Here is a 12,185-nt window from a genome sequence, read left to right as displayed (position 1 = left end):
ACGACCGGCAGGACACCCCCTAGGCTGGACGCATGAGTACGTTGAGCGGACGGGGCACACCCCGAGGCCTGCCGGAGTGGGACCGCTGCGCGGTCATGGGCGTCGTCAACGTGACGCCGGACTCCTTCTCCGACGGCGGACGCTGGTTCGACACCACCGCCGCCGTCAAACACGGCCTCCACCTCGCCGCCGAAGGAGCCGACCTCGTCGACGTCGGCGGCGAATCCACCCGCCCCGGCGCCACCCGCGTCGACGAGGAAGAAGAACTCCGCCGCGTCGTCCCCGTCGTCCGCGGCCTCGCCGCCGAAGGCATCACCGTCTCCGTCGACACCATGCGCGCCTCCGTCGCCCACGCCGCCGTCACCGCCGGCGCCACCCTCGTCAACGACGTCAGCGGCGGCCTCGCCGACCCCGACATGATCCCCGCCGTCGCCGCCGCCGAAGTCCCCTTCGTCGTCATGCACTGGCGCGGCTTCAGCCAGGACATGAACAACCTCGCCGTCTACGACGACGTCGTCACCGAAGTCGTCACCGAACTCCGCACCCGCATGGAAGCCGTCATCGACGGCGGCATCCACCCCGACCGGATCGTCCTCGACCCCGGCCTCGGCTTCGCCAAACAAGCTCCCCACGACCTCGCCCTCGTCGCCCACCTCCCCCGACTCCGCGCACTCGGCCACCCCCTCCTCGTCGCCGCCTCCCGCAAACGCTTCCTCGGCCACGTCCTCACCCGCGAAGGCGCCGGCCCACCCCCCGCCCGCGAACGCGACGCCGCCACCGCCGCCGTCTCCGCCATCGCCGCCCACGAAGGCGCCTGGGCCGTCCGCGTCCACGAAGTCAGAGCCACCGCCGACGCCGTCCGAGTCGCCAGAGCCGTCGAAGGAGCCGCGTGACCCACACGGCCGACACCGAAGCCGTCCAAGCCGCCAACACCGCCTTCTACGAGGCCATGGAACGCGGCGACTTCGAAGAGATCTCCACCCTCTGGCTCGACGACGGAGCCACCCCCATCAGCTGCGTCCACCCCGGCTGGCCCGTCCTCACCGGCCGCGGCGAAGTACTCCGCTCCTACGCCCTGATCATGGCGAACACCGAGTACATCCAGTTCTTCCTCACCGACGTCAAGACGTCCCTCACCACCGACGTCGCCGTCGTCACCTGCACCGAGAACATCCTCAGCGGCGGCCCCGCCGAGGACGGCGCCGAACTCGGACCCCTCGTCGGCCAGCTCGTCGTCGCCACCAACGTGTTCCGCCGCACACCCGACGGCTGGAAGATCTGGTCCCACCACGGCTCCCCCGTCCTCGCCGAATCAAGCGACGAAGACGACGAAGAACCAGGCACCTGACGCAGACCTGCGCCGTTCGAGTGGCCCAGGGGATTGGAATCCAGCCCCCTGGGTAGGGGCCGCACCCAGCCAGTGTGCCCCTCACCTCCCGCCCCCACGGGCAAGAGCTGTCGGAGCCCGCAGGTAGATTCGAAGGAGGACACCCGGCCGTCCGCACCCGGCTGCGTGGCCCCCGGAACTACGACAGCAGGAGGAACCCCCGTGGATCGTGTCGCGCTGCGCGGCCTCAAGGCCCGAGGACACCACGGCGTCTTCCCCAAGGAGCGCGAGGAGGGCCAGACCTTCATCGTCGACCTGACCCTCGGCCTCGACACCCGCCCCGCGGCCGCCGACGACGACCTGACCAAGACCGTCCACTACGGCGTCGTCGCCGAAGAGGTCGTCGACGTGGTCCAGGGCGAACCGGTGGACCTCATCGAGACCCTCGCCGAACGCATCGCCCAGCAATGCCTCAAGCACCCCGGCGTCCAGGAGGTCGAAGTCGTCGTCCACAAACCCGACGCCCCCATCACGGTCCCCTTCGACGACGTGACCGTCACCATCACCCGGAGCCGAGTATGAAAGCCACGCACAGCGATCCCACCGTGCAGCCCGTACCGGCGTCCGTCGTCGCCACCGTCGACGCCGCCGACACCACCCTCTCCAACCCCAAATGGGCCGTCATCGCCCTCGGCTCCAACCTCGGCAACCGCCTCGAAACCCTCCAGGGCGCCATCGACGCCCTCGAAGACACCCCCGGCATCCGCGTCAAGGCCGTCTCCCCCGTCTACGAGACCGAACCCTGGGGCGTCGACCCCGGCAGCCAGCCCTCCTACCTCAACGCCGTCACCCTCGTGAAGACCACCCTGCCGCCCTCCTCCCTCCTGGAGCGCGCCCACGCCGTCGAAGAGGCCTTCCACCGCGTCCGCGAAGAACGCTGGGGCGCCCGCACCATCGACGTCGACATCGTCACCTACGCCGACGTCGTCTCCGACGACCCCGTCCTCACCCTCCCCCACCCCCGCGCCCACCAGCGCGCCTTCGTCCTCGCCCCCTGGCACGACGTCGACCCCGAGGCCCGCATCCCCGGCCACGGCACCGTCGGCGAACTCCTCGCCTCCCTCGGCCACGACGGCGTCATGCCACGCACCGACCTGGAACTCCGTCTGCCCGAGTAGTCGTTAGTCTCGTCAGAGATCGACTACGCCCCCGACGACTCCGACCCCCCGAAGGACACCCGGTGAAACAACTGCGGCTCAAGGTTCTCGCCGGACTGTTCATCGTGGCCGGAGTCCTCTCCTGGGGCGGCGCCCGGCTGTGGGACGCCGTCGGCACCCTGCCGAGCGTCCCCCTGGCCGCGCCCATCGTGCTCGCCGCCATCGCCGCCGTCCTCACCGCGACCGCCCTCTCCATCCGCGCCCGCCTCAAGGCCCAGCGCGAGCGCCGCCCGGACGCCAAGGGCGTGGAACCACTGATGGCGGCCCGCGCGGTGGTCTTCGGCCAGGCCAGCGCCCTCGTCGCCGCCCTCGTCGCCGGCATGTACGGCGGCGTCGGCGTCTTCCTCCTCAGCTCCCTGGACGTCCCCGCCCGCCGGGACCAGGCCATCTACGCCGGCCTCGCCGTCCTGGCCGGCGCCGCGGTCATCGCGGCGGCCCTCTTCCTGGAGCGCGTCTGCAAGCTCCCGGAGGACGAGAACAACGGCAAGAACGGCTCCGCGCCGGTCACCTGACCGGACCCGGCCGGCCTACCGGGGCTCGCGCACGAGATGCCCGTTCACCAGGAACGTGGGATGCGGCGCGAGCCGGTAGCTGTAGAAGGTGAACGGCTTGGTCCCGGCGGCGGGGCGGGGACGCACGTCGCGCACCGTGACCCAGGAGGACTCCGGTGGATCGGTGCGGTGGTACTCGGGCACGAAGGTTCCCCGGCTCTCCCAGCGGTCCGACACGCAGAGCTGCGAGGCCGGCACCTTCCTCGACGGGGTGAACCGCGCTCCGATGATCTGCGCCAACTCGGTCAGGAACGGCACGTTGGCGCTCGTGACCACCCGGCCCGGCCAATGCCTGATGGGACAGCCGTCCCCGTCGACGTAACCGTCGAGGAATCCCCGGAACGTCTCGATGTCCCTGAGCACCACCCTCGGAAAGCCCTGCCGCATGTGGTGGGCGTCGCCGCCCACGTAGTGCCGCAGGGCGTCGGCGAGGTAGGACGAGACCACTCGTACCCGGAAGCCGGGAGCATCCCGTTCCAGATACCCGGACGGCCTGCTCACCGGCTCCAGACGGGCGGGCAGCCCCGTACAGGCGGTCAGTGCGGCCGCGTACCGGGAAGCGAACCATTCCTCGTTCACGACCAGCGACACGTAGTTCCGGCCGACGGTCCCGTCCGCGCAGGTCGCGCCGATGAAGTAGCCGAGGTCGTACCCCGCCCTGATCCGGAGCCGCTCCCTGCACAGCTTCCGCGCCGGGGTCCACGCGACCGTCGCCCCGGCCGCCTCGCGCGCCCGCGTCCAGCCGTCCGGCGTCGCCAGCAGCAGATCCGGACTGGCGACGAAGGTCATGCGGTCGGTGACCACTTCGACGGCCTCGCGGGCCTTGGCCGCGGTCACCTCGGAGACGACGGTGTGCACCGTCCGGTCGCCGTCCAGCGTCCACAGGACCTGGCCCGGAGCGACCGTCCTGGCCTGGGCGCACCCCTTCACCAGGTTCACCAGCATCTTGCTGGAAAGCCCGTATCCCATGAAAAACCTCCCCGGTCGGTGATCGACTCACTGACCGGGGAGGTTATGAACCCCTATGGGAGGTCCGCGACTAACGTGCCACTATCAGGGACATGGCCTCGGCTCGCGTAGTAGCGTCACGCAGTTGGCCACGTACCGCCGAGGTCGTCGTCTTCGCGCCCGGCTTGCGGATGCCGCGGACGGACATGCACATGTGCTCGGCCTCGATCACGACGATAGCCCCCCGCGCCTCAAGAATTCGCATGAGCGAATCTGCGATTTGCGTGGTGAGCCGCTCCTGCACCTGCGGGCGGCGAGCGAAGACGTCCACGAGTCGCGCAAGCTTGGAGAGACCTGTGATTTTCCCGGAATCCGCCGGAATGTAGCCCACGTGGGCCACACCGTGGAACGGGAGAAGATGATGTTCACAGAAGCTAACCAACTCGATGTCCTTCACCAGGACCATCTCGTCGTGACCCAGGTCGAACGTCGTCGTCAGGACATCCTCAGGGTCCTGCCGCATCCCCGCCAGGAGCTCCCTGTACGCACGTGCAACCCGCGCCGGCGTCTCCTTGAGCCCCTCGCGGTCAGGGTTCTCTCCGACCGCGATGAGGAGCTCGCGCACGGCGTTCTCGGCGCGCTTCTCGTCGAACTCGCCGATCGTGCTCTCGCCGTCCAGCGTCACCGGGTCGGTCATCTGTGCCTCGTTCCGTCTGCCCTGAGTACGCGAAATGCCGCGCACCCCCAGGCTAAAACCTGGGGGGCGCGGCATCCATTCCGGGTCAGGACTCCGGGGTGTCCTCCGGGGCGATCTCGATCGCCTTGGTGGTGTCGACCGGGGTCGCGCCGTTCGCGCTGTTCGTCAGGGCCAGCTCCTTGGGGGAGAGCACCGGCGGACGCGTGGAGGGCGTCCGGCGGGCCGATCCGGTCCAGGCGGGGCGGGCCGGGCGCTTGACGATGGGGGCGAAGATCTCGGCGATCTCCTCCTTGCCCAGCGTCTCCTTCTCGAGGAGCTGCAGGACGAGGTTGTCGAGGACGTCGCGGTTCTCGACGAGGATCTCCCACGCTTCGTTGTGCGCGGTCTCGATGAGCTTCTTGACCTCTTCGTCGACCAGCGCGGCGACCTCTTCCGAGTAGTCGCGCTGGTGGGCCATCTCGCGGCCGAGGAACGGCTCGGTGTTGTCGCCGCCGAACTTGATGGCGCCGAGTCGCTCGGTCATGCCGTACTGGGTGACCATCGCGCGGGCCGTGGTGGTGGCCTTCTCGATGTCGTTCGCGGCGCCCGTGGTCGGGTCGTGGAAGACGAGTTCCTCGGCGGCGCGTCCGCCCAGCATGTAGGCGAGCTGGTCGAGCATCTCGTTGCGCGTGGTCGAGTACTTGTCCTCGTCCGGGAGCACCATCGTGTAGCCCAGGGCGCGGCCGCGGGACAGGATGGTGATCTTGTGGACGGGGTCGGAGTTCGGGGATGCCGCGGCGACCAGGGCGTGTCCGCCCTCGTGGTACGCGGTGATCTTCTTCTCCTTGTCCGACATGATCCGGGTCCGCTTCTGCGGGCCCGCGACCACGCGGTCGATCGCCTCGTCCAGGGAGTGGTTGTCGATCAGCTTCTTGTCCGAGCGGGCGGTGAGGAGCGCCGCCTCGTTCAGGACGTTGGAGAGATCGGCACCGGTGAAGCCGGGGGTGCGGCGGGCGACGGCGCCGAGGTCGACGTCCGGGGCGACCGGCTTGCCCTTCTGGTGGACCTTGAGGATCTCCAGGCGGCCCTGCATGTCCGGGCGGTCGACGGCGATCTGCCGGTCGAATCGGCCGGGGCGCAGGAGTGCCGGGTCGAGGATGTCGGGTCGGTTGGTGGCGGCGATCAGGATGACGCCGCCCTTGACGTCGAAGCCGTCCATCTCGACGAGGAGCTGGTTGAGGGTCTGCTCGCGCTCGTCGTGACCGCCGCCGAGGCCGGCGCCGCGGTGGCGTCCGACGGCGTCGATCTCGTCGACGAAGACGATCGCGGGGGCGTTCGCCTTGGCCTGTTCGAAGAGGTCGCGGACCCGGGAGGCGCCGACGCCGACGAACATCTCGACGAAGTCGGAGCCGGAGATCGAGTAGAACGGCACGCCCGCTTCTCCCGCGACGGCGCGCGCGAGGAGGGTCTTGCCGGTGCCGGGCGGGCCGTAGAGGAGCACGCCCTTGGGGATCTTGGCGCCGACGGCCTGGAACTTGGCCGGTTCCTGGAGGAATTCCTTGATCTCGTGGAGTTCCTCGACGGCCTCGTCGGAGCCCGCCACGTCGGCGAAGGTGGTCTTCGGGGTGTCCTTGGTGATGAGCTTGGCCTTGGACTTCCCGAAGTTCATGACTCGGGAGCCGCCGCCCTGCATCTGGTTCATCAGGAAGAGGAAGACGACCACGATGAGGACGAAGGGGAGCAGCGAGAACAGGATCGAGAGGAAGGGGCTCTGCCGCTCGGGGGAGACGGTGTAGCCCTTGTCCAGTGCGCCGGAGGCGGACTGTTCCTGGAGGGTGGTGGTCAGGTTGGCGCCCTGGTCACCGATGTAGCTGGCCTGGATCTTGGTGCTGCCGCCGTACTTGTCCTTGTCGGCGTCCTTCTTGAGCTCGACCTTGATGACCTGCTCGTCGCCGGTCGTCAGCTTGACCTGGTTGGCCTGCTTGTCATTGATCGCCTGGACTACCTTGCTGGTGTCCACCGTCTTGTAGCCCTCGGACGAGCCGACGACCTGCATCAGCACGACCACGGCGAGGACGGCCAGCACGATCCACATGACCGGCCCACGGAAGTATCGCTTCACGTCCATCCATACGGAGCGGGTACGCTCCGTCCCTCCTGCCCGTAGGTAAATGCTGCTGTGAGAAAAAGCTGTTCTTCGGACGGTACCCCAGCATGAGGGCCGGAGACCGCCTTCCCTTGCTCCAACGGCGGGAAGGCGGTGCTGGTTCCCTGGTTCGCGGGTTGGGGTCCGGTGGGGTCAGCCGCCGTAGACGTGGGGTGCCAGGGTGCCGACGAAGGGGAGGTTGCGGTACTTCTCGGCGTAGTCGAGTCCGTATCCGACGACGAATTCGTTGGGGATGTCGAAGCCGATCCATTTGACGTCGATGGCGACCTTGGCGGCGTCGGGCTTGCGGAGCAGGGTGCAGACCTCGAGGGAGGCGGGCTCGCGCGAGCCGAGGTTCGACAGGAGCCAGGACAGGGTCAGGCCGGAGTCGATGATGTCCTCGACGATGAGGACGTGCTTGCCCTTGATGTCGGTGTCGAGGTCCTTGAGGATGCGGACGACTCCGGAGGACTGGGTGCCGGCTCCGTAGGAGGAGACGGCCATCCAGTCCATGGTGACGGGGGTGGACAGGGCGCGTGCCAGGTCCGCCATCACCATCACGGCGCCCTTGAGGACTCCGACGATGAGCAGGTCCTTGCCCGCGTACTCTGCGTCGATCTTCGCGGCCAGCTCGGCCAGCTTCGCGTCGATCTCTTCCTTGGTGATGAGCACCGACTTGAGGTCGGTGCCCATGTCCTTCTCGTTCACCCGGGTCACTTTCGTTGCAGCTTGCGTCAGCCTTGCCGAATGACCAGTCTGCCACCCTGCCGGCGTGCCTCGACGCGGCCGGGCAGATTGATGGCTCCTTGGCCGCGCCAGCCGGTGATGAGTCGGTCGACCTCTTCGATGTGGCGGGCGAAGAGGGAGCCGGCGGGGGCGCCCTCGGCGATGACGGCGCGGCGGAGGACGCGGCGGCGGACGGCGGGGGGCAGTCCGGAGAGTTTGGCGCATTCGAGGCGGCCGGTGTCGTCGCGTACGGAGGCTTCGGCGTCGGCGGCCCAGGAGTCGAGGGCGTCGGCGTCGTCGCGGGAGAGCTGGGCGGTGCGGGCGAGGGCTTCGACGACGCCTTTGCCGAGGGCTTTCTCGAGGGCGGGGAGGCCTTCGTGGCGGAGTCGGGAGCGGGTGTAGGCGGGGTCGGTGTTGTGGGGGTCGTCCCAGACGGCGAGTTCCTGGGCGACGCAGGCTTTGCGGACGGTCTGCCGGTCGAGTTCCAGGAAGGGGCGTCGGTAGCGGCGGGTGGTGCCGGAGACGGCGGCCATGCCGGAGAGGGAGCGGATGCCGGAGCCGCGGGCGAGGCCGAGGAGGACGGTTTCGGCCTGGTCGTCGCGGGTGTGGCCGAGGAGGACGGCGGTGGCGCCGTGGTGTTCGGCGGCGGCGTCGAGGGCGGCGTAGCGGGCGTCGCGGGCTGCGGCTTCGGGTCCGCCTTGGCGGCCGACGGTGACGGCGAGGGAGTCGACGGGGTCGAGGCCGAGTGCGGTCATGCGGTCGGCGACTTCGGCGGCGCGTTGGGCGGAGCCGTCCTGGAGTCCGTGGTCGACGGTGATGCCGCCGGCGCGGAGGGGGAGTTTGCGGGATTCGAAGGCGAGTGCGGAGGCGAGTGCCATGGAGTCGGCGCCGCCGGAGCAGGCGACGAGCACCAGGGGCTCGGTGGTGGGCTCGCCGGTGTCGGTGTGGTGTTCGGTGAGGATGTCGTGGAGTACGCGGCGGACCGCCAGGCGTATCGCCGCGACCGCAGGATGGGGACCCATGTCCGGTGCCCTTCGTGAAGGAGTGGGGTGCCTCGGTCGGAGACTTAACGGTCGGAAGAGGGGGTTCGGTCACTCAGAGTGCGTCGATGGTGACAGAACCCGGCCGTTTACCGAGCATTGCACGCCTGCTCTTCGCCTATGGTCCCTCGGATGGGTGATTGGTGGGGCTTTCTTCTGCCGTCCGCCGCTCCCGTCTCAGGAGTCTGCCTTACGGTGCACCCTCGCGATCCAGTCGGCGGGTGCGGCGATCTCGGCCTTGGTCGGAAGGGTGTTCGGGGAGGTCCAGACGCGGTTGAAGCCGTCCATGCCGACCTGGTCGACGACGGCGCGGACGAAGCGTTCGCCGTCGCGGTACTGGCGCAGTTTGGCGTCGAGGCCGAGGAGGCGGCGGAGGGCCAGGTCGAGTCGGGAGGCGCCGCGGGCGCGGCGTTGCTGGAACTTCTCGCGGATCTCGGCGACGGAGGGGACGACGTGGGGTCCGACGCCGTCCATGACGTAGTCGGCGTGTCCTTCGAGGAGGGACATGACGGCGGTGAGGCGGCCGACGATCTCGCGTTGCTCGGGGGTCTGGACGAGTTCGACGAGGGAGGGGGAGGGTTCTCCCTCCTCGCCTTCGGGGCGGCCTCCGGCGAGTGCCTGGGCGGCTTCGCGCAGGCGCTCGAGGACGGTGGACGGGTCGACCTCGGTGGCGCCGAGGAATGACTGGATCTCGCCCTGGAGGTGGTCGCGGAGCCAGGGGACGGCGGTGAACTGGGTGCGGTGGGTCTCTTCGTGGAGGCAGACCCAGAGCCGGAAGTCGTGGGGGTCGACGGCGAGTTCGCGTTCGACGTGGACGATGTTGGGGGCGACGAGGAGGAGTCGTCCGCCGCCGTTGTCGCCGGCGGGGAGTTCGCGGGTGGCGGGGGCGAAGGTCTCGTACTGGCCGAGGATGCGGGAGGCGAGGAACGACAGGAGCATGCCGAGTTCGACGCCGGTGACCTTGCCTCCGACGACGCCGAGCATGGCTCCGCCGGTGGTGGTGGAGCGGCGTTCCTGCATCTTGTCGAGGAGGGGCGCGAGCAGTTCGCGGAAGCCGGCGACGTTGGCGCGGACCCAGCCGGCGCGGTCGACGACGAGGACGGGTGTGTCCCGTGGTTCGTGGCCTTCGGGGACCATCCGGGTGAAGGCGCGGACGTGTTCCTCGGACGCCTTGGCGTGCCGGCGGAGTTCCGCGACGACCTCGCGTGCTTCGTCGCGGGTCACCTCGGGTCCCGGGCGCAGGAGTCGGGTCGCGGTCGCGACCGCGAGGTTCCAGTCGACCATCTCGGCACCACCGATGCTCGTCATGCGTCAACCGTACGTTCTCGGCGCCGGTTCGGGAGGGGGTTGGAGCGGGTTCGGTGTGGTTCGGGTGGGGGTCTTCGGCGGGTCAGCGGGGTGCGGTGAGGGCGGCGGAGAGCCGGTCGAGGGCGGGCTGCGCGGTGGCGGGGGAGGGTGTGCGGCCGGCGAGGAAGGCGAAGGCGAGGAGTCGTCCGTCGGTGGTGACGACGGTTCCGGCGAGGGTGTTGACGCCGGTGAGGGTGCCTGTCTTTGCGCGGACGAGGCCGGCGCCGGTGTGGGCGGGGGTGGTGTCGAAGCGGTCCTGGAGGGTGCCGGTGAAGCCGCTGACGGGGAGGCCGGTGAGGACGGGGCGCAGGGCCGGGTGTGCGGGGTCGGCGGCGCGGGTCAGCAGGGCGGTGAGGAGTGCGGCGGAGAGGCGGTCGCCGCGGGAGAGGCCGCTGCCGTCGGCGAAGTGGGCGCCGGTGGTGGGGAGGCCGAGGCGGGTGAGTTCGTCGCGTACGGCTTTGGCGGCGCCGGTGAAGCTGGCGGGTTGCCGGTGGGCGAGGGCGGTCTGGCGGGCGAGGGCTTCGGCGAGGTCGTTGTCGCTGTGGGTGAGGGTGCGTTCGACGAGGTCGGCGAGGGGTGCGGAGTGGGTGCGGGCGAGGAGGGTGCCCGTCCGGGGGGTTTTGGGGTCGGTCGTGGGTGTCGTGGTTCCGGTGTCCGTGGCGCTGGGGCTCGCGGGGTTCTTGTGGTCCTGGGGGGTGGTGACGGCGGGGGCGCGGCCGGGGGTCGGGGTGCCGGTGACGTGGACGCCGGCGTGCCGGAGGAGTCCGGCGAAGGTGGTGGCGGTGTCGGCGGCGGGGTCGGCGGTGCGGGGGGCGGGGCCGTGGGTGGAGTCGTCGAGGCGTCCTTCGCGGGTCATGAGGGCGCTGACGGGGGCGATGTTGTCGTTGGGGCCGATGGGGTGGCGGCTGGGTCCCTGGTAGAGGCTCGTGTCGTAGGTGAGCCGTACGGGGGTGGTGCGGCGCGGGCCGAGGGCGCGGGCGGTGCTGGCGGCGAGGGTGGTGAGCCGGGCGCGGTCGAGGGTGGGGTCTCCGCCGCCGACGAGGGTGAGGGTGCGGCCGTCGGGTGAGGCGACGACGGTGGTGGTGATGCGGTGGTCGGGGCCCAGGGCGGAGAGGGCTGCCGCGGTGGTGGCGATCTTGATGGTGGAGGCGGGGGTCATGGGGGTGGTGGCGCCCTCGCCGTAGAGCTGTCTGCCGGTGGCGACGTCGACGACCGAGGCGGTGCGCAGGGGGCCGAGGCCGGGGTCGGCGAGGAGGGGGACGAGGGTGGCGGCGAGGTCCGCGGGGCGGGTGGTGCGGGGGGTGTCGAGGGCGCGGAGGACGCCGGGGGCGCTGGGGGCCGGTGCGGGGCGCGGAGGGCCGGCGGGGGCTCCGGTTCGCGCGTGATGTGCGCCACCTGTCCCCTCGGTGGCGGCTGCGCGGGCCCGCTCGGCCTTACGCTGACCCGTGTCCCATGGGCCGGCGGCGGCCACCGCTCCGGCGGCCAGTGCCAGACCGAGTACGGCAGAGCACGCCGTGAGCTGCCACAGCCTCGGCTCCGGCATCGCTGACCAGCCCCTTTCGCGATCACACACAGGCGTGAGGGACACTTAATCACTGCGCGTTGCCGCAGGCATTCACATGTGTTGATTCAGGAGGAGCCACCCGTGGAGTTCGACGTCACCATCGAGATCCCGAAGGGGTCGCGGAACAAGTACGAGGTCGACCACGAGACGGGTCGCATCCGTCTGGACCGCCGTCTGTTCACCTCGACCAGCTACCCGGCCGACTACGGCTTCGTCGAGAACACCCTGGGCGAGGACGGCGACCCGCTGGACGCGCTGGTCATCCTCGACGAGCCGACGTTCCCGGGCTGCCTGATCAAGTGCCGCGCGATCGGCATGTTCCGGATGACGGACGAGGCCGGCGGCGACGACAAGCTGCTGTGCGTCCCCGCGTCGGACCCGCGCGTGGAGCACCTGCGTGACATCCACCACGTCTCCGAGTTCGACCGCCTGGAGATCCAGCACTTCTTCGAGGTCTACAAGGACCTGGAGCCGGGCAAGTCGGTCGAGGGTGCGGACTGGGTCGGTCGCGCCGAGGCCGAGGCCGAGATCGAGGCCTCCTACAAGCGCCTGGAGGCGCAGGGCGGCGCCCACTGATCGGGGTTCCGGTAGGCGTACAGCTGTGACGCGGCGGGCGGCACACCTCTCGGGGTGTGCCGCCCGT

At 70.1% G+C, this 12,185-nt stretch carries 13 protein-coding genes; 6 read left to right on the top strand and 7 right to left on the bottom strand.

All coding sequences use genetic code 11. The features are described from left to right. Nucleotides 1-32 precede the first annotated feature (32 nt). The 5 genes from folP (at nt 33) to ACE1OA_RS19150 (ending at nt 3,056) form a co-directional block, all read left to right on the top strand. Nucleotides 33-893 (top strand): dihydropteroate synthase, encoded by an 861-nt coding sequence (gene folP, locus ACE1OA_RS19170; protein WP_384868745.1) that lies wholly within the window; start codon nt 33-35, stop codon nt 891-893. Further along, nucleotides 890-1,348 carry a nuclear transport factor 2 family protein gene (locus ACE1OA_RS19165; RefSeq protein WP_356603752.1) on the top strand — a complete coding sequence of 153 codons (459 nt, stop codon included), beginning with the start codon at nt 890-892 and terminating at the stop codon, nt 1,346-1,348. Before folP ends, ACE1OA_RS19165 begins: the two co-directional genes overlap by 4 nt. A gap of 201 nt (nt 1,349-1,549) precedes the next feature. Continuing rightward, entirely contained in the window at nt 1,550-1,909 is a 360-nt protein-coding gene (gene folB, locus ACE1OA_RS19160) for a dihydroneopterin aldolase (protein WP_147979038.1), read from the top strand. Further along, nucleotides 1,906-2,505 (top strand): 2-amino-4-hydroxy-6-hydroxymethyldihydropteridine diphosphokinase, encoded by a 600-nt coding sequence (folK, locus tag ACE1OA_RS19155; protein WP_384868747.1) that lies wholly within the window; start codon nt 1,906-1,908, stop codon nt 2,503-2,505. The genes folB and folK overlap by 4 nt, the downstream gene beginning before the upstream one ends. Before the next feature lie 62 nt (nt 2,506-2,567). Further along, nucleotides 2,568-3,056 (top strand): DUF3180 domain-containing protein, encoded by a 489-nt coding sequence (locus tag ACE1OA_RS19150; RefSeq protein ID WP_386539989.1) that lies wholly within the window; start codon nt 2,568-2,570, stop codon nt 3,054-3,056. 15 nt (nt 3,057-3,071) lie between these two features. Here the strand turns inward: ACE1OA_RS19150 and ACE1OA_RS19145 are convergent, their stop codons facing one another. The 7 genes from ACE1OA_RS19145 to dacB form a co-directional block, all read right to left on the bottom strand. Then, nucleotides 3,072-4,064 (bottom strand): hypothetical protein, encoded by a 993-nt coding sequence (locus tag ACE1OA_RS19145; protein ID WP_432753120.1) that lies wholly within the window; start codon nt 4,062-4,064, stop codon nt 3,072-3,074. Nucleotides 4,065-4,134: 70 nt separating this feature from the next. After that, a complete protein-coding gene (gene folE / locus ACE1OA_RS19140; RefSeq protein WP_356776334.1) occupies nt 4,135-4,740 on the bottom strand; it encodes a GTP cyclohydrolase I FolE in 606 nt (201 codons plus the stop codon). Nucleotides 4,741-4,825: 85 nt separating this feature from the next. Beyond that, a complete protein-coding gene (ftsH, locus tag ACE1OA_RS19135; RefSeq protein ID WP_356603741.1) occupies nt 4,826-6,847 on the bottom strand; it encodes an ATP-dependent zinc metalloprotease FtsH in 2,022 nt (673 codons plus the stop codon). 171 nt (nt 6,848-7,018) lie between these two features. Then, nucleotides 7,019-7,558 (bottom strand): hypoxanthine phosphoribosyltransferase, encoded by a 540-nt coding sequence (hpt, locus tag ACE1OA_RS19130; RefSeq protein WP_132917781.1) that lies wholly within the window; start codon nt 7,556-7,558, stop codon nt 7,019-7,021. Between the two features lie 41 nt (nt 7,559-7,599). Further along, nucleotides 7,600-8,613 carry a tRNA lysidine(34) synthetase TilS gene (gene tilS / locus ACE1OA_RS19125; RefSeq protein WP_432753119.1) on the bottom strand — a complete coding sequence of 338 codons (1,014 nt, stop codon included), beginning with the start codon at nt 8,611-8,613 and terminating at the stop codon, nt 7,600-7,602. A gap of 195 nt (nt 8,614-8,808) precedes the next feature. Further along, nucleotides 8,809-9,939, bottom strand: a complete 1,131-nt coding sequence (locus tag ACE1OA_RS19120) for a zinc-dependent metalloprotease (RefSeq protein ID WP_432753118.1) — start codon at nt 9,937-9,939, stop codon at nt 8,809-8,811. 82 nt (nt 9,940-10,021) lie between these two features. Next, a complete protein-coding gene (gene dacB, locus ACE1OA_RS19115) occupies nt 10,022-11,521 on the bottom strand; it encodes a D-alanyl-D-alanine carboxypeptidase/D-alanyl-D-alanine endopeptidase (protein WP_432753117.1) in 1,500 nt (499 codons plus the stop codon). Between the two features lie 102 nt (nt 11,522-11,623). On the opposite strand from dacB, the gene ACE1OA_RS19110 reads away from it, so the two are divergent. After that, entirely contained in the window at nt 11,624-12,118 is a 495-nt protein-coding gene (locus tag ACE1OA_RS19110; RefSeq protein ID WP_003968257.1) for an inorganic diphosphatase, read from the top strand. Nucleotides 12,119-12,185 lie beyond the last annotated feature (67 nt).

This window comes from Streptomyces sp. JL2001 (assembly GCF_050917515.1).
Taxonomy (GTDB): Bacteria; Actinomycetota; Actinomycetes; order Streptomycetales; family Streptomycetaceae; genus Streptomyces.
This window is presented reverse-complemented; position numbering and strand designations above follow the sequence as displayed.

Coding starts and splice junctions, on each gene's coding strand:
- tilS (WP_432753119.1), bottom strand. CDS start 8,613: ATGGGTCCCCATCCTGCGGTCGCGGCGATACGCCTGGCGGTCCGCCGC.
- dacB (WP_432753117.1), bottom strand. CDS start 11,521: ATGCCGGAGCCGAGGCTGTGGCAGCTCACGGCGTGCTCTGCCGTACTC.
- folP (WP_384868745.1), top strand. CDS start 33: ATGAGTACGTTGAGCGGACGGGGCACACCCCGAGGCCTGCCGGAGTGG.
- folE (WP_356776334.1), bottom strand. CDS start 4,740: ATGACCGACCCGGTGACGCTGGACGGCGAGAGCACGATCGGCGAGTTC.
- folK (WP_384868747.1), top strand. CDS start 1,906: ATGAAAGCCACGCACAGCGATCCCACCGTGCAGCCCGTACCGGCGTCC.
- ftsH (WP_356603741.1), bottom strand. CDS start 6,847: ATGGACGTGAAGCGATACTTCCGTGGGCCGGTCATGTGGATCGTGCTG.
- ACE1OA_RS19145 (WP_432753120.1), bottom strand. CDS start 4,064: ATGGGATACGGGCTTTCCAGCAAGATGCTGGTGAACCTGGTGAAGGGG.
- ACE1OA_RS19120 (WP_432753118.1), bottom strand. CDS start 9,939: ATGACGAGCATCGGTGGTGCCGAGATGGTCGACTGGAACCTCGCGGTC.
- hpt (WP_132917781.1), bottom strand. CDS start 7,558: ATGGGCACCGACCTCAAGTCGGTGCTCATCACCAAGGAAGAGATCGAC.